This is a genomic window from Bacillus sp. FCW2, from assembly GCF_021228595.1.
Classification (GTDB): domain Bacteria; phylum Bacillota; class Bacilli; order Bacillales; family Bacillaceae; genus Bacillus; species Bacillus velezensis.
In genome coordinates, this window is sequence record NZ_CP089436.1 from 2,527,667 (window position 1) to 2,549,152 (window position 21,486).

20 protein-coding genes and 1 pseudogene are annotated in these 21,486 nt (G+C 47.1%); 6 read left to right on the forward strand and 15 right to left on the reverse strand.

Annotation, left to right across the window (positions count from 1 at the left end; all coding sequences use genetic code 11):
* Nucleotides 1-24: 24 nt before the first annotated feature.
* The gene (locus K3G25_RS12735) at nt 25-408 is read left to right on the forward strand and encodes an SMU1112c/YaeR family gloxylase I-like metalloprotein (RefSeq protein ID WP_014419109.1); all 384 of its coding nucleotides are present in this window, start codon (nt 25-27) and stop codon (nt 406-408) included.
* Between the two features lie 110 nt (nt 409-518).
* A complete protein-coding gene (gene racA, locus K3G25_RS12740; RefSeq protein WP_014721943.1) occupies nt 519-1,082 on the forward strand; it encodes a chromosome-anchoring protein RacA in 564 nt (187 codons plus the stop codon).
* Nucleotides 1,083-1,115: 33 nt separating this feature from the next.
* Here racA and K3G25_RS12745 read toward each other — a convergent pair whose 3' ends face one another.
* The 11 genes and pseudogenes from K3G25_RS12745 to spo0F all read right to left on the reverse strand — a co-directional run bounded on the left by K3G25_RS12745 (nt 1,116) and on the right by spo0F (nt 11,585).
* On the reverse strand, nt 1,116-2,072 hold the full coding sequence (locus tag K3G25_RS12745) for an AEC family transporter (RefSeq protein ID WP_007407608.1): 957 nt from the start codon (nt 2,070-2,072) through the stop codon (nt 1,116-1,118).
* Between the two features lie 86 nt (nt 2,073-2,158).
* A complete protein-coding gene (gene malS / locus K3G25_RS12750) occupies nt 2,159-3,856 on the reverse strand; it encodes an oxaloacetate-decarboxylating malate dehydrogenase (protein ID WP_007407609.1) in 1,698 nt (565 codons plus the stop codon).
* A gap of 276 nt (nt 3,857-4,132) precedes the next feature.
* The gene (locus tag K3G25_RS12755; protein ID WP_014419111.1) at nt 4,133-4,723 is read right to left on the reverse strand and encodes a thymidine kinase; all 591 of its coding nucleotides are present in this window, start codon (nt 4,721-4,723) and stop codon (nt 4,133-4,135) included.
* Between the two features lie 84 nt (nt 4,724-4,807).
* On the reverse strand, nt 4,808-5,008 hold the full coding sequence (gene rpmE, locus K3G25_RS12760) for a 50S ribosomal protein L31 (RefSeq protein ID WP_003151132.1): 201 nt from the start codon (nt 5,006-5,008) through the stop codon (nt 4,808-4,810).
* Between the two features lie 121 nt (nt 5,009-5,129).
* Nucleotides 5,130-6,416 (reverse strand): transcription termination factor Rho, encoded by a 1,287-nt coding sequence (gene rho / locus K3G25_RS12765; RefSeq protein ID WP_003151107.1) that lies wholly within the window; start codon nt 6,414-6,416, stop codon nt 5,130-5,132.
* Nucleotides 6,413-6,621 (reverse strand): annotated as a pseudogene (locus K3G25_RS20880) (hypothetical protein). Before K3G25_RS20880 ends, rho begins: the two are co-directional and overlap by 4 nt.
* Nucleotides 6,622-6,822: 201 nt before the next feature.
* Nucleotides 6,823-7,788, reverse strand: a complete 966-nt coding sequence (gene glpX / locus K3G25_RS12775; RefSeq protein WP_003151105.1) for a class II fructose-bisphosphatase — start codon at nt 7,786-7,788, stop codon at nt 6,823-6,825.
* A 33-nt stretch (nt 7,789-7,821) separates the two neighbouring features.
* The gene (locus tag K3G25_RS12780) at nt 7,822-9,111 is read right to left on the reverse strand and encodes a UDP-N-acetylglucosamine 1-carboxyvinyltransferase (protein ID WP_007407612.1); all 1,290 of its coding nucleotides are present in this window, start codon (nt 9,109-9,111) and stop codon (nt 7,822-7,824) included.
* 309 nt (nt 9,112-9,420) lie between these two features.
* Complete coding sequence (gene fsa / locus K3G25_RS12785; protein WP_003151103.1) at nt 9,421-10,059, reverse strand: fructose-6-phosphate aldolase; 639 nt, start codon at nt 10,057-10,059, stop codon at nt 9,421-9,423.
* A gap of 118 nt (nt 10,060-10,177) precedes the next feature.
* Nucleotides 10,178-11,035, reverse strand: coding sequence for a class II fructose-bisphosphate aldolase (locus tag K3G25_RS12790; protein ID WP_003151102.1), 858 nt, complete (start codon nt 11,033-11,035; stop codon nt 10,178-10,180).
* Nucleotides 11,036-11,210: 175 nt separating this feature from the next.
* Nucleotides 11,211-11,585: a sporulation initiation phosphotransferase Spo0F gene (spo0F, locus tag K3G25_RS12795; protein ID WP_012118670.1), complete on the reverse strand. Its 375-nt coding sequence runs from the start codon at nt 11,583-11,585 to the stop codon at nt 11,211-11,213.
* Nucleotides 11,586-11,749: 164 nt separating this feature from the next.
* On the opposite strand from spo0F, the gene K3G25_RS12800 reads away from it, so the two are divergent.
* Nucleotides 11,750-12,271 carry a DUF2529 domain-containing protein gene (locus K3G25_RS12800; RefSeq protein ID WP_014419112.1) on the forward strand — a complete coding sequence of 174 codons (522 nt, stop codon included), beginning with the start codon at nt 11,750-11,752 and terminating at the stop codon, nt 12,269-12,271.
* 47 nt (nt 12,272-12,318) lie between these two features.
* Here the strand turns inward: K3G25_RS12800 and pyrG are convergent, their stop codons facing one another.
* From pyrG to K3G25_RS12815, 3 genes are all read right to left on the reverse strand, one after another.
* Nucleotides 12,319-13,926 carry a glutamine hydrolyzing CTP synthase gene (gene pyrG, locus K3G25_RS12805; RefSeq protein ID WP_007407615.1) on the reverse strand — a complete coding sequence of 536 codons (1,608 nt, stop codon included), beginning with the start codon at nt 13,924-13,926 and terminating at the stop codon, nt 12,319-12,321.
* A gap of 240 nt (nt 13,927-14,166) precedes the next feature.
* On the reverse strand, nt 14,167-14,694 hold the full coding sequence (rpoE, locus tag K3G25_RS12810) for a DNA-directed RNA polymerase subunit delta (protein WP_232489331.1): 528 nt from the start codon (nt 14,692-14,694) through the stop codon (nt 14,167-14,169).
* Between the two features lie 227 nt (nt 14,695-14,921).
* Nucleotides 14,922-17,030 (reverse strand): (Fe-S)-binding protein, encoded by a 2,109-nt coding sequence (locus tag K3G25_RS12815; protein ID WP_232489332.1) that lies wholly within the window; start codon nt 17,028-17,030, stop codon nt 14,922-14,924.
* A 138-nt stretch (nt 17,031-17,168) separates the two neighbouring features.
* Between K3G25_RS12815 and cls the strand changes: the two genes are divergently transcribed.
* The 3 genes from cls to K3G25_RS12830 all read left to right on the forward strand — a co-directional run bounded on the left by cls (nt 17,169) and on the right by K3G25_RS12830 (nt 19,684).
* Entirely contained in the window at nt 17,169-18,368 is a 1,200-nt protein-coding gene (gene cls / locus K3G25_RS12820; protein WP_021494801.1) for a cardiolipin synthase, read from the forward strand.
* 12 nt (nt 18,369-18,380) lie between these two features.
* The gene (gene uvsE, locus K3G25_RS12825) at nt 18,381-19,343 is read left to right on the forward strand and encodes a UV DNA damage repair endonuclease UvsE (RefSeq protein WP_232489333.1); all 963 of its coding nucleotides are present in this window, start codon (nt 18,381-18,383) and stop codon (nt 19,341-19,343) included.
* Nucleotides 19,344-19,411: 68 nt separating this feature from the next.
* Entirely contained in the window at nt 19,412-19,684 is a 273-nt protein-coding gene (locus K3G25_RS12830) for a hypothetical protein (protein ID WP_003151087.1), read from the forward strand.
* Between the two features lie 66 nt (nt 19,685-19,750).
* On the opposite strand, the gene K3G25_RS12835 is transcribed toward K3G25_RS12830, so the two are convergent.
* Nucleotides 19,751-21,478, reverse strand: a complete 1,728-nt coding sequence (locus tag K3G25_RS12835; RefSeq protein ID WP_232489334.1) for an ABC transporter ATP-binding protein — start codon at nt 21,476-21,478, stop codon at nt 19,751-19,753.
* Between the last annotated feature and the right edge of the window lie 8 nt (nt 21,479-21,486).

Consider the following 21,486-nt stretch of genomic DNA (forward strand, 5'->3'; position numbering starts at 1 on the left):
TGAAGCAAAAAAGGAGGGGCGGATATGCTGAAATCCATCCACCATATAGCAATCATATGCTCTGATTATGAAAAGTCGAAAGCTTTTTACACCGAGATTCTCGGTTTCGGCATTATAAAAGAAACATACCGAAAGGATCGCGGATCTTATAAACTTGATCTTGCGCTGGACGGCGCGTACGCGATTGAATTGTTTTCCTTTCCCGATGCGCCCGAACGGCCGACCAGACCGGAAGCCGCGGGTCTCCGGCATCTCGCCTTCACCGTAAACGATCTTGAAGCAGCCGTCAGGGAGTTAAAGGAAAAGGGCGTCGGCACAGAACCGATCAGAACCGATCCGCTGACGGGGAAACGGTTTACCTTCTTCTTCGATCCCGACAAGCTTCCGCTTGAATTGTATGAAGCGTAACGTTTTTTGAAGAAATGCCGCTTTCTTTGGCGAATTCCTTCTTGTTTTGTCTAACATGAAGGGAACGCCGCCTCATGGTCGAATACCTAGCAAAAAGGAGGTATGGGATCATGAATACAAACATGGCCGCGAAAGAGCTCGGCGTCTCCGCAAAAACGGTGCAAAGGTGGGTCAAGCAGCTGAATCTTCCGGCTGAACGGAATGAGCTCGGACATTATTCCTTTACACCTGAGGATCTTGATGTGCTGAAATCGGTCAAACGGCAAATTTCTGAAGGCACTGCCCTTCTGGATGTTCAAGTGCCCCGGCAGCCGAAAAAACGGACGGGCTTCATTTTGCAGCGTCCGAAAATCAATGGCGGCGCTGAACAAAGATTGGCAGAGCTGGAGCGCAAACTGGACATTCTCACGAAAGAGAAACAAGGTGAGAACCATATGCTTTCAAGGATAGAGGAGCTTGAACGCCAGCTGAAACAAAAGGCGGATGAAGGGGTGTCTTATCAGCTTCTTCAGCACAGACGGGAAATTGACGACCTCAATTCCGAATTGCAGACATTGGCCTCCCGCATCCAGGAACTTGCCCAGACAGCTCCCCTCTCAGAAACAGCCGCTTCTTCAGAACATAAGAAACCCAGAAAAAAAACGAGATTTTCGCCTTTTAAATTTCAATTCTAACTAAAAAAGCTCCCTGAAACAGGGAGCTTTTCATTATGCAGTCAGCGCAATGATGATCGGCAGTGAGATTAGAGATAAAATCGCACTGATCACGAACGCGGACGCAGTTTCTTCCTCTTGTTTTTCGAAACGTGTGGCAATCATCGCCGCTACCGCAGATCCAGGGAATGCAACGAGCAATACCGCTTTAGTGATCTGGTCAGCCGGAAGTCCGACTGCAAGAGCGATCAAGTACATCAGCGCAGGCTGAACGGCAACTTTTAACAAAGCGATACCGAAAGCCGGCAGACTGAGCTTAATGTTGCGGATACCGACAGTTACACCGACGGCGAAGAGCGCAACACCTGATGTTGTGCTTCCGAGCTGATCAAGCATTTTTTCTCCCAAGCCAGGGAGTGTTACACCGCAGAGTACCAGAATGATACTGATAAGCGGTGCAGCCGCAAGCGGTTCGGAAAGACCGTGAAGAATAGACTTACCAGTCATTTTCCAGAAGTTCTCGTTTTCAGTGTCTTTTTTCTTAGATGACTCACCGACAGTAGCGATAATGATCGCAAGCGGGTCAAGGATGGCGTTAACCACGATACCCGTAACGGCGATAGGAATCGCTACTTCGCTTGCTCCGAATAAGCTTCCTAGTACGGGAATACCCATAAAAGCAAATGTCGGCTGTGCAGAGTTTAAAGAAAATACAGATGAATTCGTTAAATCATACTTGAAGATAAATTTGCAAACCAACAGAATGACGATAAAGAATCCGACAATCCCAATGATCAAAGCGACCATCAAAGGAACCTGTGATAAAAACGCACTTCTTGAAGTGGTTAAAATACTTGCGATAAAATGCGCCGGAAGCGCGTACTTCGTAACTAAGGTGCTTACCCCTTTTGCTGACTTCGCGTCATAACTTCCGAAGCGACCTGCGAACCATCCCAGCACGATCACGAAAAAGATCGGCGCCAGGAGGATTAAAATATCTAAGAAGCTCAAAATGTTCTCCTCCAAATCCTTAATGTCCGTATACTTTAGCCTTTACATAAAAGCTTTCCCTCGGACTGTAAAATTAATCGTAAAAATTATTTAGCGACAACTTGCTTATATTGCGGTTTCCACATTGCATCAAGAACGGCTTGTTCTACATTCTCAGGAATGCGGTTTGCCACGCCTTCTTTAATGGCAGTTTCCGCTACGGCGATCGCAACTTTAATTGAAACTTCTTGTAAGTCGCTCATGCTCGGCAGAAGGCCTGCACCCGGTGTTTCAAAATCAACGCTTTCTGCGATTGCGTCAGCAGTTGCCGCAAACATTGCAGGAGTAATCACTTTCGCTTCTACAACGATTGAACCGAGACCAAGTCCAGGGAACGCGAATGCGTTGTTAGATTGTCCGATTTCATGTGAAACGCCATTGTACTCTACATTGTCAAACGGGCTTCCTGTCGCCACAAGTACTTTGCCGTCAGTCCATTTGAAAAGATCGCTAGGAACGGCTTCAGCAAGCGGTGTCGGGTTAGACATCGGCATGATGACCGGACGCTCAACGTGTTTTGCCATTTCTTTGACGATTTCTTCACTGAACGCGCCGCTTTGGCCTGATGTACCGATTAAGATTGTCGGTTTCGCTTGACGGATCACTTCAATGAAAGGAATTTGTCCATTTTCATCGCGTTTCCAATCTTTAATTTCTTCAGCTGTGCGCAGGTACGGCTCTTGGAAATCAAGAATGTTTTCCATACCTTCAATTAACAAGCCTCTGTAGTCCATTGTGTAGAACGCTTTGTTGGCTTCTTCTTCAGAAAGACCGGCAAGCACCATAGTGTCGCGGATTTGGTCAGCGATTCCGATTCCGGCAGATCCCGCACCGAAGACAACCACACGCTGGTCTTTAATAGACGCGCCTGTTTTCTTCATAGCCGCAAGCACACCTGCAAGCGTAATCGCACCTGTTCCTTGAATGTCATCGTTGAATGTAAGAATTTCATGGTTGTATTTCTTCATGATATTGCGCGCGTTTTTGTTTCCAAGGTCTTCCCAGTGAAGAAGAGCTTTAGGGAAATATTTAAGCGCAGCTTTTACATAAGCGTCAACGAAAGCTTCGTAACGTTCGCCTTGGATACGTTCATGGCGGTTACCGATGTATAAAGGATCGTTCAGAAGTTTTTCATTGTTCGTACCGACGTCAAGAACGACAGGAATGACGCGGCTTGGGTCAATACCGGCAGCAGCTGTGTATACCGCTAATTTACCGATGGCGATGTTGATACCGCCTACACCCCAGTCACCGATTCCGAGGATGCTTTCTGAGTCTGTCGCAACGATCAGATCAATATCTCCGGCAGTGGCATGAAGGTTTTCAAATGCCTCTTCAATTCCTTCCACGTTGTCGATAGAAAGGTAAATTCCTTGAGGTCTTCTGTACTCATGACTGTATTCTTGAATCGCTTCACCGACAGTCGGTGTGTAAACAACCGGCAGCATTTCACGAAGATGGTTTTGAAGCAATTTAAAGAAAAGAACTTCGTTACGGTTTTGCAAATCATTCAAATATACGTTTTGGCGAAGGCGGTCCGGCTGAGCTTGAAACTGCTCGTATGCGCGTTTTGCCTGCTCATCAAGAGACAGAATTGTCGGAGGAAGCAGCCCGTCTAATCCAAGGCTTTTTCTTTCTTCTGCTGAAAACGCAACACCTTTATTTAAAGTAGGGATAGATAGAACTTCTTTTCCTCTTAAAGTAGTTTCTAAGTTGCCTTCCTTCGTTACTTTAATATTATTCAAGAAAATCTCCTTCTTTCTTCAAATAGTTAACAAAGTTAAGTAATTACCCGTTTTGGCTAGTGTGATCGCGATCTGCTATATCTTTTTTTGACAATTATTCGAACAATGTCTCATAACTATTTACATTACTTAGTCATTTTATGCCTGTAAAAATGAAAATTCAAGAGATGAAAATTACTTAATTTTTTCATACTCTTTTTTAAGTTATTTAACTACAATTTTTGAAAAAACGTCAAAAAAACACCGGATTTTTTACCGATGTTTTCATGAAAAGGGTTATTTATCAGACTGTTTTTTCGGCACTTCGTGATGATGTCTGCATCTCGCTTCGTATGACTCCGATGCGCCGACTAAAATGACCGGATCATCATAGGAAGCGGGCTTCCCGTCAATCAAACGCTGCGTACGGCTTGCCGGCGACCCGCAAACGGAGCAGACCGCCTGCAGCTTCGTCACCGATTCGGCAACCGCCATCAGATTCGGCACCACGCCGAACGGCTCTCCCCGGAAATCCATATCAAGTCCGGCCGCGATGACACGATAGCCTTTATCCGCAAGCGAGGATAAGTCGCCGATGATCGATTCGCCGAAAAACTGCACTTCATCTACCGCGATGACGTCCGTGCTTTCACTGATATGATCCCATATTTCAGCCGAAGACGAGATGACGTGGCTTGTCATGGATGTGCCGTTGTGAGAAACGACGGCCTCCTCGCTGTAGCGATTATCAATGGCAGGTTTGAATACCTTAACCTCCTGCTTCGCATATGTCGCTCTTTTCACTCTGCGGATCAGCTCTTCTGATTTCCCAGAGAACATGCTGCCGCATATCAGCTCAAGCCATCCGCTTTGCTTCATTATGTACATAGGCTATCCGCTCCCCTTTTTTTCCTGTTTATGGACATAAAAAACAGGCAAGAAGCAATTCTTGCCTGCCTGTAAAATCTATTATTACTTAAGACCGTATTTTTTGTTAAAGCGATCAACACGACCATCAGCAGAAGCGAATTTTTGACGTCCAGTGTAGAATGGGTGGCATTCAGAGCAAATCTCAACGCGTACCTCTTCTTTTACTGAGCCTGTTTCAAATTCATTTCCGCAAGCGCATTTAACTGTTGCTTTTTTGAAATTAGGATGAATTCCTGCTTTCATTGTATCCATCTCCTTCCGCCCTGAATCCCGTGTGGAAACAGAGTTATTATTCCGGAGTAATCCGGAACGCATATGAGAGAATTATATCAGTCATTTACTGCATTTGCAAATACATTTTTTATCAGCGGCGGGCTGATGATGAAAGGTTTGCCTGCTTCCATTCTTGGTTGATCAGATCGAAGAATTCTTGATTCGTTTTTGTTTTTTTCATTTTTCTCATAAACTTCTCTGCGAAGTCCGGAGAATCAGACATCGATTTGCGGATCGCCCATAGACGGTCAAGATGCTCTTTCGGCACGAGCAGCTCTTCCTTCCGTGTGCCGGAGCGGCGGATATCGATCGCCGGGAAAATCCGTCTTTCCGCAAGAGAACGGTCAAGGTGAAGCTCCATGTTGCCCGTTCCTTTAAACTCTTCATAGATGACGTCATCCATCCGGGAGCCCGTGTCTACGAGCGCCGTCGCCAAAATGGTCAGGCTGCCGCCCTCTTCAATGTTTCGCGCGGCACCGAAAAAGCGCTTCGGACGATGGAACGCAGCCGGGTCAATCCCGCCGGAAAGCGTACGTCCGCTTGGCGGGATAACGAGGTTGTAGGCCCGTGCCAGGCGGGTAATGCTGTCCATCAGAATGATAACGTCTTTTTTGTGTTCAACGAGACGCATCGCCCGTTCAAGCACAAGCTCCGCTACCTTAATGTGATTTTCCGGCACTTCATCGAACGTCGAGCTGACGACATCGCCCGCTACGGAACGTTCAATATCCGTTACTTCTTCCGGTCTTTCATCAATTAAGAGAACGATCAATTCAGCGTCAGGCTGATTTGTCGTAATGCTGTTAGCGATTTCTTTCAACAGCATGGTTTTACCGGCTTTCGGCGGCGCCACGATCAGACCGCGCTGGCCGAAACCGACGGGAGCCATCATATCGAGAATTCTTGTTGAGAGATAATTCGGTTTCGTCTCAAGCACCATTTGGCGGTCCGGATAAAGCGGAGTCAGCGCGGGAAAATGAACGCGCTCTTTCGCAGATTCCGGATCATCTCCATTTACCGCTTCAACGTGCAAAAGTCCGTAATAGCGTTCGTTTTCTTTCGGCGGCCGCACCTTGCCGGATACTTTGTCACCGTTTCTTAAATCAAAGCGGCGGATCTGGGAAGCAGAAATGTAGATGTCTTCTGAGCTCGGCGAGTAATTAATCGGTCTGAGGAAGCCGAATCCTTCCGATTGGATGATTTCGAGCACGCCTTCCATAAACAGAAGATCCTCCTGCTCGGCGTTGGCTTTCAGAATGGCAAAGATTAATTCTTTTTTAGTCAGTTTGCTGTAGTAGGAGATTTTATAATGTCTGGCCAGTTCATATAGTTCTTTTAATTTCATATTTTCCAAAGAGGAAATAGATACGTCTTTCATAAAAACACCACGCTTTTCATAGTCAATGTATTGCTGTTTTCATTCAAATCGGCTGCTTCGCATGATTCCGCCAAAGCACATTCTTTTATAAAACGTTCAGGAACTTCTATCGGTAACACTTCCACCCATGATCGGCGCTTTTTTAAAAAAGGAATGTCTTAATGAGTTTTGAAGGAAGCGAGGACAAAAACTTGAGAAGATCAATATTTATATCGTCTGTATGCGGTAGAATTTGAAAATTTCCCAGTACTCAAAAGAAGGAATGACACAGAAAAATCGCAGCACTCTTTATTTTTACCTCATTTCAAAAAATTATTCAACTTAAATAATGCTTTGACATATAAATGATAGGGTTGACTCTTTATTGCAAAAGAAAAGCGGGACTTTCCGTCCCGCTTTTCTCTATTTATGGCCGGATCACAAGATTTGGTTTTTTCTTCAGACTGTGTCTTCCGTCAACGAATCGGACCGTTCCTGATTTCGCCCGGATGACCAGACTTTCAGTCGTGCCGACGGAGCCTTTGAACTGAACGCCTTTCAGCAGCTCTCCGTCCGTGACGCCCGTTGCGGCAAAAATGGCGTCATCCCCTCTCACAAGGTCCTCCATCCGGAGCACTTTGGATACATCAAGGCCCATTCGCTCACAGCGGGCCTGCTCTTCCGCACTTTGCGGCAGAAGCCTGCCTATGATTTCGCCGCCGAGCGCTTTTAACGCAACGGCAGACAGCACGCCTTCAGGAGCCCCGCCTGAACCGAAGAGAATGTCTACTCCCGTATGGTCAAAGGCCGTATTGATGGCGCCCGCGACATCACCGTCGTTGATCAGTTTGATTCTGGCGCCCGCCTCACGCAATTCAGAGATGATTTTTTCATGTCTGTCACGATTTAAAATGGTTGCCACGACATCTTCAATGTCTTTGTTTTTCGCTTTCGCAACGGCTTTTAAGTTATCAATGACAGGCGCTTCGATATCGATGCAGCCTACCGCTTCGGGACCGACCGCGATTTTTTCCATATACATATCCGGGGCGTTCAGCAGTGTTCCATGGTCGGCGACCGCGATCACCGTCAGCGCATTCCAGCCGCCGCTCGCTACGATGTTTGTGCCTTCAAGAGGATCGACGGCGACATCGACGCGCGGGCCGTATCCGTTTCCGAGCTTTTCGCCGATGTAAAGCATCGGCGCTTCATCCATCTCGCCTTCCCCGATCACGACCGTGCCTTTCATCGGCACCGTGTCAAACACGTCACGCATTGCGCTTGTCGCCGCATCATCAGCTTCATCTTTTTTCCCGCGGCCCATCCATCTGGCAGATGCTAAAGCCGCCGCTTCAGTGACTCGAACCAATTCCATCGATAAGCTTCTTTCCATTTCAACACGATCTCCTCTCAAAAGTCCGCATTTCTATGAATTTTGGAGCTGTTCTATCTCTTCGTCCGTCAGCCTTTGCCGCCAGATTGTGGCGCCCAGGCCTTCGAGTTTTTTCTCAAGATTGCTGTAGCCGCGGTCTAAATGCTCAAGACCGGTGATTTCGGTTACGCCGTCAGCCATGAGCCCGGCGACGACCAGACAAGCGCCTGCACGCAGATCGCTCGCCTTTACTTTTGCGCCCTGAAGCTCGGCCGGACCGGTGATAATGGCCGACCTGCCTTCCACTTTCATGTTGGCCCCCATCCGTCTCAGCTCATCTATATGTTTAAATCGGGCCGAGTAGATGGTGTCGGTTACGACGCTTGTGCCGCTGGCTCTCGTTAACAGAGATGTCATCGGCTGCTGAAGATCAGTCGGGAATCCCGGGTAAACAAGCGTTTTTACGTCGACCGGTTTTATCTGCTTCTGCCCGCCGAGCATAAGAAGCTGATCGTCACTCGTCTCAATGTGAAAACCCATTTCCCTGAGCTTCGCCGTTAAAGACTCCAGGTGAGTCGGTATGACATTATCAATAATGACTTCTTTCCCCATCGCGGCGCCGGCGATCATAAAGGTGCCCGCCTCAATTCTGTCCGGAATGATCGTATGCCTGCATCCGTGCAGCTCTTTTACGCCGTCGATTCTGATTACATTGGTTCCCGCGCCTTTGATCTTTGCGCCCATGCTGGTGAGCAATGTGGCCACATCAATAATCTCAGGTTCCTTGGCGGCGTTTTCTATCACGGTTTTACCTTCAGCCAGTACAGCGGCAAGCATGATATTGATCGTCGCTCCGACGCTGACGACATCTAAATAAATCCGTGCGCCTCTCAGCCTTTCGGCGCGCAGATAAATCGCGCCTTGTTCATTGGTGACTTCCGCCCCAAGCGCTTCAAATCCTTTGATGTGCTGGTCAATCGGCCGCGGCCCGAGATGGCATCCGCCCGGCAGTCCGATGACCGCCTGTTTGAAGCGGCCCAGCATCGCGCCCATTAAGTAATAGGAAGCGCGGAGTTTTTTCACTTTGCCGTTGGGAAGCGGCATGCTGATCATCGGGGAAGGGTCGACGACCATTTCTCCTTTTTCAAAATGGACGTTTCCGCCGATTTCTTTCAGCAGGTCACGCAGCGTTTCAATATCTGAGATCTCCGGAAGCCCTTCGATCGTTACTTCGGAATTTGCCAGAATGGTTGCGGGTATCAATGCGACGGCGCTGTTTTTCGCACCGCTGATATGTACGGTTCCGTTTAACGGATCGCCGCCGGCAATATTCAACTTTTCCATGATAGTCTCCTTCCATAAGAAGATAGCTGCGGAGCGTAAATAAAATGGCATTTTATTCTGTCTCTGCAAATAAAGCTCTTGTCCAAAATGTAGCCAATTCGAAGAGAAAGAATACAAGGACATTATAAAATAACAGGAAGAAAATAGCGAAGCTTTGCGGGGCATTTTTAACACAGGATGCACAGAGGCCCGCCGGGTTCACATTCCGGGGGAAACACACTCTTCACTTTGATACTGAAGGCCCGCTGCCAAACAGGAAAACATAAGGGTGCGGCAAACGGATGCAACCGGTTTGCCGCCCTTTCACCCTTATTTATTCCAGTCTGCCAAGAATTGCTCGATGCCTTTATCCGTTAACGGATGTTTCGTCAGCTGGTGAATGACTTTCAGCGGCATCGTACCGATATGCGCACCGCGTAAAGCGGCTTCAGTCACGTGCTGTGCATGACGGATGGAAGCTGCGATGATTTGTGTATCAATGTCATGAATGTCAAAAATCTGTCTGATTTCTGAAATCAGTTCAAGACCGTTATGGCCGATGTCATCCAGACGGCCTAAGAACGGAGATACATAAGTCGCCCCGGCTCTTGCCGCCAAAAGCGCTTGGTTGGCGCTGAAAATGAGCGTTACGTTTGTTTTAATGTTCAGGTCGCTCAGCGCTTTTACGGCTTTTAACCCTTCAGACGTCATCGGGATTTTCACCGTGATATTCGGTGCGATTTTCGCAAGTTCTTTACCTTCTTCAATCATTTCTTCAGCATTCAGGGAAATGACTTCCGCGCTTACTGATCCGCTCACGACTTCCGTAATCTCACGAAGTCTGTCATGGAAAGACACGTCAGCTTCTTTCGCCACTAAACTAGGGTTTGTCGTAACTCCGGCAAGAACGCCAAGTTCATAAGCTTCTTTAATCTCGTCAATGTTTGCTGTATCAATGAAAAATAACATAAGGAAAGCCTCCCCAGTAATAAATTTTCAGAACTGTAAAACATGATTGCGCTTTCTAAAGGTAAGACATAAAACCGCCTGTCAATGCTGTCAGGCGGTTTATGGATGTTACATTGGATTAAGCTTGGTTTGAAGAACCGAACTCACGCATTTTGCCGATAACCGTTTCTTTGATCGCTTCACGAGCAGGTCCAAGATATTTACGAGGATCGTATTCGTTCGGCTTAGCTGCCAATGTTTCGCGGACAGCTTTTGCAGAAGAAATTTGGTTTTCAGTGTTTACGTTGATTTTAGCCGTACCAAGTGAGATTGATTTTTTAATGTCGGCAGTCGGAATTCCTGTACCGCCGTGAAGTACTAACGGAAGGCCGGTTGATTTGCCGATATCTTCCATTTCTTTGAAACCGAGGTTCGGTTCGCCTTTGTAAGGGCCGTGAACAGAACCCAGTGCAGGTGCAAGGCAGTCGATGCCAGTGCGCTCTACAAGTTCTTGACACTCTTTAGGGTCAGCATAGATTACGCCTTCAGCGATCACGTCATCTTCCTGTCCGCCTACAGTTCCAAGCTCAGCTTCAACTGAAACGCCGTGGAAATGAGCAAGCTCAACCACTTTAGCTGTAGTTGCTACGTTTTCCTCAAACGGGTGGTGAGATGCGTCGATCATTACAGAAGTGAAACCTGCATGAATCGCTTTCGCACAAGATTCAAAGCTTGAACCGTGGTCTAAATGAATGGCGACAGGAACTGTCACTTTGTATTCTTCCATAAGAGCTTTAACCATGGCAACCACTGTTTTGAAGCCGCCCATGTAGCGTCCCGCGCCTTCTGAAACACCAAGAATAACCGGGGATTTTTCCTCTTCTGCTGCTTGTAAAATAGCTTGAGTGAACTCAAGGTTATTTAAGTTAAATTGTCCAACAGCATATCCTTTTTCTTTAGCTGTATTCAACATTTCCGTCATTGAAACTAAAGGCATGTCGAAAGTCCTCCTTATGTAGCCTGATTTGCTTCTTCTCGAAAAAAGCTTTCCACCTATAGCATGACCATAAAAACCTGTCATATGTAAAACAACAGATCGCTTTTTCTCCATCTCTAGGATACCAACTTTTCGACAAATCGGCAACACAATGACATAATTGTTTCTAATTTTATTAATTCGATTTTAGAGGTAAATATTTTTTCACCGCGTCTCTGATCTCATCAATGTCAAAAGGTTTCGCAAAATGGGTCAGCGCTCCGAGCTCTTTTGATTCCTTAATCATATCGAGTTCTCCGTAAGCGGTCATGATAATGACGCGGATGGATTCGTCAATCATCTTCATGCGCTTGAGAATTTCGATTCCGTCCATGCCGGGGATTTTCATATCTAAAAGCACGAGATCGGGCCGTTCTTTCGTTACGATGTCCAGCGCCTGTATGCCGTTGGCGGCCTGAAACGTCTGGTACCCTTCTTTATGAAACACTTCATTGAGCAATATGCGTATACCGTATTGGTCATCTACGATTAAAATCTTTTCATTCATCATTTTACACCCCAATATTATCATTTTCGTCAAAAGGAAGCAGTTGTTTATGTATTCTGTTTGATTTTCACATTTCCTTTAATTATAATAGTCTACTTTCCGACATTTTCTGAGCATTTTCTCTTTTGTTGTATACTGTTCTTGTATGTGTAAAGGAGGTTTCACTCATGTTAAAGATATTTACGACGCAGCTTGCAGGCATTTTTTCCCGCATTCAGGATAAGGAATCCGAAGCAATAGAAGACGGCGCGCGCCTGCTGGCGCAGGCAGCCGTCAGCGGTCATACCATTTATTTATACGGCGCAAATGAGATGCAGGGCATTTTGTGCGAGGCGGAACTCGGCTCAGAACCGATGCCTTCCGTCAAAGCGTTTCCGGATACAGCTGATTCGATTACAGAAAGCGACAGGGTGCTGATGTTTTGTTCAGGTCCGGGCACGGCTGAAGAACAGGCGCTGGCTCAAAAGCTTTATGAAAAAGGGATCGGCCTCGTTGGCGTATCTCCTGTCATCAAAGATCAAACCGGGATTGAGGAATTTTGTGATGTTCATATTGACAGCAAATTAAAAATGCCGCTTCTGCCTGATGAAGACGGGACAAGATACGGCTTTCCTTCATTAATGACAGGCCTGTATGTCTATCACGCACTGTCCTTTACATTAAAGGAAATGATGCAGGAATATACCTGATGCAGAAAAAAGACTTGCCGCTTTTAAAGGAGGCAAGTCTTTTTTTATTACTTCTGTTCTGCAGCTTGTACGGAAGCGCCGATAAAGTCTTTGAATAAAGGCTGAGGTCTTGTCGGTCTTGATTTGAACTCAGGGTGGAACTGGCAAGCGACATACCAAGGATGGTCTTTCAGCTCGATGATTTCCACAAGACGGCCGTCAGGGCTTGTGCCTGAGAACACAAAACCGTTCTCTTCCATTTGCTGTCTGTATTCGTTGTTGAATTCATAACGGTGGCGGTGGCGTTCGTATACCACTTCATCCGCATACGCTTCGAAGGCTTTCGTGTCTTCCTGAAGCTTACAAGGGTACAGTCCGAGACGAAGCGTTCCTCCAAGATCCTCGACATCTTTTTGTTCTGGCAGAAGGTCGATGATCGGATAAGGAGTGGACGGATCGATCTCCGCAGAATGAGCCCCTTCCAGACCTAATACGTTTCGCGCATATTCAATGGATGCAATCTGCATACCGAGGCAGATGCCGAAGAACGGAATTTTATTCTCACGCGCATACTTGGCGGCGATGATTTTCCCTTCTACGCCGCGGTCTCCGAAACCGCCGGGCACGATGATTCCGTCTGTGCCGCTAGTCAGCTCTTGAATATTGCTTTCTGTCACTTCTTCGGCGTTAATCCATTTGATCTTCACATCAGCGTCAAACGCATAGCCGGCGTGGCGCAGTGATTCAACGACTGAAATGTAAGCGTCCTGAAGCTCGACGTATTTACCGACGAGGCTGATTGTAATGGTTTTAGACAAGTTTTTCACTTTCGTGACAAGGTCTTTCCATTCCGTCATATCCGGGTCTTTGCATTCTAATTTCATATGATCGCAGACAAGCTTATCGAGTCCCTGCTCCTGAAGGTTAAGCGGGATGGAGTAAAGGTTGTCCGCATCTTCGCACTCGATGACCGCTTTCGTGTCAATATCGCAGAAGAGCGCGATTTTATCTTTCATATCTTGAGAAATCGGCATTTCCGTGCGCACGACGATGATATTAGGCTGAATACCGAGGCTTCTCAGCTCTTTTACGCTGTGCTGCGTCGGTTTTGTTTTCAGCTCGCCCGCCGCTTTGATGTACGGAACAAGCGTACAGTGAATGTACATCACGTTTTCATGGCCGATGTCGCTTTTCATTTGACGGATGGCTTCAAGGAACGGAAGGGATTCGATGTCTCCCACTGTTCCGCCGATCTCAGTAATGACTACATCTGCGTTTGTTTCTTTGCCTGCACGGTACACGCGGTCTTTCAGTTCATTTGTGATGTGCGGAATGACCTGAACCGTTCCGCCGAGGTAGTCCCCGCGGCGCTCTTTTTTCAATACGGCAGAATAGATTTTACCGGTCGTCACGTTGCTGAATCTGTTCAGATTAATGTCAATGAAACGCTCATAATGCCCTAAGTCAAGGTCAGTCTCAGCGCCGTCATCGGTAACGAATACCTCACCGTGCTGGTACGGGCTCATCGTTCCCGGGTCAACGTTGATATAAGGGTCAAATTTTTGGATAGTGACGCTCATGCCTCTGTTTTTCAAAAGGCGGCCAAGTGATGCAGCCACAATTCCTTTTCCGAGTGATGATACAACTCCCCCGGTCACAAAAATATATTTCGTCATTTCGTTTGCTCCTCTCTTCGGTCTGCGCTACATTCCTTAAAATGTGCCGTTTTATAGAAAATCATTTCACTAAAAACAAATGATGTGTAAAAGAATTTGGGAGATGAAAATAAGAAAGCTCCCTTTCAATTTCTTGAAAGGGAGCGTAGCACTCTTATGAATTCTCTTCTTTTTGAAGAGCCCAAAATACATACTACATAGTTCGACAATGAAAGTCAAGATCGTTTTGCTGATATAAAATCAGTCTTTGCGATCCTCTTCCTCATCATCATAATCTTCCTCATCTTCTTCAATCATCTCGTCTTCGATCTCAAGCTCGTCGTCATCTTCTTCATCGACATCTTCGTCGTCAAAGCTGTCTGCTTCAAGGTCAATATCTTCTTCCATTTCATCGAGATCGATGTCATCTTCGTCAACTTCCTCGAATTCATCAAGGTCGAGATCTTCCTCAACGACTTTTTTCGCTTTTTTCTTTTTCGCTTTTACAGTCGGCTGTGTTTCTTCGTCCAGCTGATCGTACGGATACCAGCTGCGAAGCCCCCATGTCTGGTCTGACAGCGCAATAAAGCGGCCGTCAATGTTCAGGTCTGTATAAAATTGGGCGATACGGTCGCCCAGTTCCTCTTTCGTAACACCGAGCAAGGAGATCATTTCATTCAGCAGCTCCTGGAACGGAACCGGTTTTTTATGTTCTGAGAAAATTTCGTGAGCGATTTCAACTAAAGCCATCTGCTTCAGCTGTTCCTGAGAATATTGTTTGATACTCAAGGTCGGACACTCCCTTTCTATTACTTATATGTATCTGTTTCTATCCTATAATAAGAACGAATTTGTATTGTTTTGTTCATAAACCATACCTCTCATTATAAACAAATTAAAACAGAATATGCTACCCTTAACAGCGTAATTTAAGAAATTTTAGAGCCGTCCCTTCATAAATCGGCTGATGTGCGAAAACAAAGCCGCCGGCATATGCGCCGGCGGCCCGCTTCTTTCTATAAAGACTCTTGTTTTTCAGCGCCGAATACAGACATGGCGAGCAATTCACTGACATCATAAGTGCCGATCGCGTCTTCGGCTTCTTTCGCTTTCGTACCATCACCGAGCATAGTCAGACAGTAAGGACATCCGGAGCTGATGACCGTCGGACTGACAGAAAGCGCCTGCTCAGTCCGGGCCGTGTTGATTCTCGCTCCCGTTTCTTCTTCCATCCACATGAGCCCTCCCCCGGCGCCGCAGCACATCCCGTTTTCGCGGCTGCGCTCCATTTCCTTCAATTGAACGCCCGGAATGGCTTTTAAGATCGCTCTCGGCGGCTCATACACTTCATTGTACCTTCCTAAATAGCACGAGTCATGGAAGGTAATCGTTTCATTCACCGGGTGAAGCGGTTTTAGTTTCCCCTGTGACACAAGCTCGGCTAATAATTCAGTATGATGATAGACTTCGGCCCGGAATCCGAAATCAGGATATTCATTTTTGAACATATTATAGGCGTGCGGATCAATCGTGACGATTTTTTTGATTCCGTGTTTTTCAAATTCGCCGATGTTGTGTTCCGCCAGCTCTTGGAACAGAAACTCGTTGCCCAAACGGCGCGGCGTATCGCCTGAGTTTTTTTCCTTATTGCCGAGAATCGCAAAGGATACACCCGCTTCATTAAGCAGCTTTGCAAATGAGACGGCAATCTTTTGGCTCCTGTTGTCGTAGGAACCCATTGAGCCGACCCAAAACAAATAGTCGAACTCTTTGTCTTGCTTTTTCATTTCTTTCACTGTCGGAATCTCTGTATCGGCCTGCTCCCGCCAGTTCTCCCGCTCTTTCCGGTTTAAGCCCCACGGGTTTCCCTGTCTTTCAATGCTTGTCATGGCCCGCTGCGCGTCGCTGTCCATCTTCCCTTCCGTAAGCACAAGATAGCGGCGCAGATCGATAATTTTATCAACGTGTTCATTCATGACCGGACATTGATCTTCACAGTTGCGGCAAGTGGTGCACGCCCAAATCTCCTCTTCCGTGATGACCTCGCCGATTAAGCTCGGGTTGTAATCAATGGCTGCGGCCGCTTCACGCGATCCTCCCCCTGAGGAAGCCGCGGCGAGCTGATTCGCTTTCGTGTGCTGAAAAACGGGCGCGGGCACCCACGGAGATTTTGACGTCACGGCAGCGCCTTTTTCCGTCAAATGGTCTCTGAGCTTTAAAATGAGGTCCATCGGCGAGAGCATCTTGCCCGTACCGGAGGCCGGACACATATTTGTACAGCGGCCGCATTCGACGCAGGCGTAAAGATCGACAAGCTGAGAGCGGCGGAAGTCTTCAATCTTTCCGACGCCGTAGCTTTCTTTCGTCTCATCGGTGAAATCGATTTTTTCCAGCTTTCCTTTTGAATCCATCCTGCTGAGGAACACATTCGCCGGACCCGCAATTAAGTGCGCATGCTTTGATTGCGGCACGTACACTAAAAAGCTGAGCAAAAACAACAGATGAAGCCACCATGAAACATAAAACACGGCGGCGGCCGCCGGCGCTGAAAGACCGCCGAGCACAAACGCAATGGAGGAAGCGATCGGTTCCGTCCAAGACAGAGAATGATCGTGCCATAAAAGGTTCATGGCGTTCCCGAGAAGCACCGTCACCATCAGTCCGCCGATAAACAGCAGGACAAGCCCCGCTTTAAACCCGCGTTTCAGTCTGACGAGTTTTTCAATGTAGCGCCGGTAAAACGCCCAGACTACGGCGATTAAAATCAGAAACGTGACGATTTCCTGAAAAAAGGTAAACGCCGGATAAAGCGGACCGAACGGCAGATGCCGGTCAGGAAGCAGCCCTTTCAGAATAAAATCAATTGCGCCGAACTGAACGAGTATAAAACCGTAAAAAAACAGAACGTGGATGATTCCGCTCTTTTTATCTTTCAGCAGTTTTTTCTGTCCGAACACATTCACCCATATCTTCTGAAGACGTTCTTTCAGGCGTTTATCAAATTCTTCCCTTTGGCCGAGCTTAATATAAGCGATCCTCGTTCTGATCAGGTAAACGAATAAATAAACGGCGTAAGCGGTTACAGCTGAAAACAGCAGCGCGTTTACCATGAGAAATGCGTTCATCTTGTCTCCCCCTTTGTTCTGATACCCCTCTTCATTGTCATATCTTTACTTTATCATAAATAATGAATGAGTGTTCAGTCAATAATTAAATTCACATTCTCAGGGCACACTACGAATACTTCGGAAAGGAGCGTCGGTATGAAGGTCATTTTTGTGTTGCTTGTCATTTTTATCATATTGATCGCACTTATGCTGCTTGATATGCTGCTTGGCCGGGCGGCGTACAAAAAACAGGCGTATGAGCCCGTTTTTGACCCGAAAAAGAGTGATATCACACTCATTCACTGCGGCAGCGAGCTTGTGCGGCAGATGACGGCTGATATCCGCCAAGCCGTCTCCTCTATTCATATGATGTTTTTTATTATGAAGAACGACCAAGTCAGCCATGAGATGTTTCATTTATTGAAAGAAAAGGCCCAGGCCGGCGTCTCCGTATATCTGCTGCTCGATTGGGCGGGCAGCCGCCCAGTGAAAAAGCCTTCTATTCAAACGATGAAAAAAGCCGGCGTTCACGTTCATTTTCTAAATAAACCGGCATTTCCGTTTCTATTTTTCAGGCTGCAAAAACGGAATCACCGGAAAGTGACCGTCATTGACGGCAAAATCGGCTATGTCGGCGGTTTTAATATCGCTGAAGAGTACCTCGGCAAAAAAGCGAAGTTCGGAAACTGGGAGGATTATCACCTGCGGATGACCGGCGAAGGCACGGCGGATCTTCAGACTCTTTTTGTAAGCGACCTGAAACGAAACACCGGAAAAACACCCGGATCACCCGGGGTTTATCCGGCATTATCCGAAGGGAATATCTCACATAGGACATATGCATCTGACGGGTTTTCGCTTGAATCGCATTATGAAAACTGCATCCGTAAGGCGGAGAAAAAAATCATTATCGGCACGCCTTATTATGTACCGAGCAAAAAGCTTCAGGAAGCGCTTATTTCAGCCTGCCGAAAAGGCGTCAAAGTCATCTTGATCGTGCCGATGAAGTCAGACCACCCGCTCGTTCGGGAAACAGCTTTTACTTATTATCCCGAGCTTCTGAAGGCCGGCTGCCTCATCTATCGGTATTATCAAGGCTTTTATCATGTCAAAGCCTTCATTATAGATGACCGCATCAGCATTATCGGCACGCCGAATTTTGATAAACGGAGCCTGTTCTGGAATGAAGAGGTGAATGTCATCATTCATGATGAAGCCTTTACAAAGGAAGTGCTTTCAACCATAAAGCAGGACATCGAAAAATCCGAGCTTCTCACATTAGAAAAAGTGAAACAGCGCTCCGTCAGACAGCTTCCTGCAGAATGGCTGGGAAAGGCCATATCTTACTTTTTATAAAGGAGAAACCATATGCTGTTCAGATTCGGATTCGTCGCAAACGCCATGTGCCTTTGGAACGCGTCCCCCGCCAAAACGTTAACATATGCGCGCTATACCAAGCTTTCCCGCAGTGAGCGGAAAGACGCCCTGCTTTCTGTGACGAAAGCAAATCTCACCAATACACTGCGCACCATCCACTATGTGATCAGCCACGGCATTCCGCTGTACAGGTTCTCAAGCTCGATTGTGCCGCTCGCCACCCATCCGGATGTGCTGTGGGATTTTGTTACGCCGTTTCGCCAGGAGTTCCGTGAGATCGGCGGGCTGGTCAGAAAATATGATCTCAGAACGAGCTTTCATCCGAACCAATTCACGCTTTTTACAAGCCCGAAACAGGAGATTACCGCAAATGCGGTCAAGGATATGGCCTATCACTATGACATGCTGGACGCAATGGGCATCGCGGACCGTTCCGTCATCAACATCCATGTCGGAGGCGCTTACGGTGACAAACAAAGCGCGCTTGGCCGTTTCCGAGTGAATCTGAAAGAACTTCCCGATGTCATCAAACAGCGGATGACTTTGGAAAACGATGATAAAACGTATACGTCCGAGGAAACACTCAGTGTTTGTGAGCAAGAAGGCATTCCGTTTGTGTTTGATTATCACCATTTTTACGCCAATCCGACCGATGACGCTGATTTAGATGACATTCTTCCGCGGATGATCAAAACATGGCAGCGGATCGGCTTAAAGCCGAAGGTCCATCTCTCCTCGCCAAAATCGGAATCAGCCGTACGCAGTCATGCGGACTATGTGGATGCGAATTTTATTCTGCCGGTGCTGGAGCGGTTCAGACAATGGGATACGGACATCGACTTTATGATTGAGGCGAAAGAGAAAGACCGGGCGCTGCTCCGGCTCGTCGAAGAATTAAGCGCCATCCGCGGAGTCAAACGCCTGGCGGGCGGAGTGCTGAAGTGGAAGGCATAACCAGGTTTATCACCCGTTTATATGGGGAATTTCCGAAATAACAGACCATCAGACGGAGGAGAAAACATATGAAAAACATTACATCTTTGAAAATAGCCGCTAAGAAGTTCACTTTACGAAACATGCTTCAGCTTTATCAGCTTTGCCACACGGGAGGCCACGAGCTGTATATCTACTCTAAAAAAACGATGTGCAAAATCAAAGATATCATTGAGCTGGAAACGTTCAGAATGGCCCATAAAGAACAAGAATACTTAATTGTAGTGGAAGGAAAGAAAGCGGTGCAGCTTGTTGACCGTTTCAAACATATCATCGAACCTGCGCAAAAAGAAGCCCATTAAATACGGACTACATAAAAAAAGGATAGACAGGAGGCTGCCCGGCCCCTTTTGTCTATCCTTTTTCTTTTATTGATGTATCAGCTCGCCGAATTGCGCCTGATGGAGTCTCTGATACATGCCGCCGGATTCCAGCAGTTCCTTATGATGACCTTGTTCAGCAATGCCTTCTTTCGTGACGACGACGATCCGGTCCGCATCCTTAATCGTAGCCAGCCGATGGGCGATCACAAGCGTTGTGCGTCCTTCAGACAGCTCTTGCAGCGATTTTTGAATGGCGGCTTCCGTTTCTGTATCGAGGGCTGATGTAGCCTCGTCTAAAATTAAGATCGACGGGTTTTTCAAAAACATTCTGGCGATGGAAAGCCGCTGCTTCTGCCCGCCTGACAGTTTCACGCCGCGCTCGCCGATTACCGTGTTTAAACCGTCGGGATACCCGTTTACCAAATCCTCTAAATGCGCCTGGCGGACGGCCTGCCAGATTTCTTCCTCAGACGCATCGAGCCGCCCGTAAGCAATGTTTTCCCGCAATGTGCCGGAAAACAGAAAGACATCCTGCTGGACGACGCCGATTTGTCCGCGCAATGATGACAGCGTCATGTCCTTAATATCGATGCCGTCGATGGAAATCACGCCTTCAGATGGCTCATAAAAGCGCGGCAGCAGACTTGTCAGCGTTGATTTTCCCGCTCCCGAAGGCCCGACGAATGCGACTGTCTCCCCGGCATGAATGGACAAATTGATTCCCGACAGAACCGGACTGTTTTCTTCGTAACCGAATGACACACGATCATAGCGGATATTCCCTTTTAAACCGGACACATGTCTCGCGTTCGGGGCGTCCTTGATATCAGGCTCCGTTTCCAGTATCTCCATAAAGCTTTTAAAACCGGCAATGCCTCTCGGATACATCTCAATAATCGCGTTGATTTTATCAATCGGACGGAACAGAACGTTCGTCAGCAGCACAAAAGCGACAAATTCCCCGTAAGATAGCGATCCGCGGATCACGAACCATGTCCCGCACAACAGGACGAACAGCGTGACGAATCTTGTCAGCATGTAACTGATCGAGCCGTTTTTCGCCATGATTTTATAAGACGTCAGCTTTGTTTTGCGGAAACGCTTATTGTTCACATCAAACCGCTGCGTTTCAAACGCTTCATTGCTGAAAGCCTGAACAAGACGGATGCCGCCGATATTGTTTTCAACCCTCGCGCTGAAGTCTCCGACGTCTTTGTTCAGTTTTGTAAACGCAGAGGTCATTTTTTTATTAAAATACAAAGCAAGCCAAATGACGACCGGCATAATGATAAAGGTCAACAGCGCGAGCTGCCAGTTAATGAACAGCATCACACCGAACGCGCCCAAAATCGTCATGATCGCGATAAACAGGTCTTCAGGCCCGTGGTGGGCGGTTTCTCCGATATACATCAAATCATTGGTGAGCTTGGACATTAAACTGCCCGTTTTGTTGTTATCGTAAAATTTGAACGAAAGCTTTTGCAGATGGTCAAAAAGCTTTTTCCGCATATCGGTTTCAATGTTAATGCCGAGCATATGGCCCCAATACGTCACAACATACTGAAGCGCCGAGCTGAGGGCGTAGACCCCGAATAAAGCCGCAGAAGTCAAAATAATCAGACTCCAATCCCGCCCCGGGAGCAATGTATCGATAAAGTAATTGACAATCAGAGGAAAACTCAGCTCCATCAATCCGCCGGCGATGGCAGAAAAGAAGTCGAGAAAAAACAGCTTCTTGTACGGTTTATAATAAGAAAAAAATTGTCGCAGCACGATTCCGT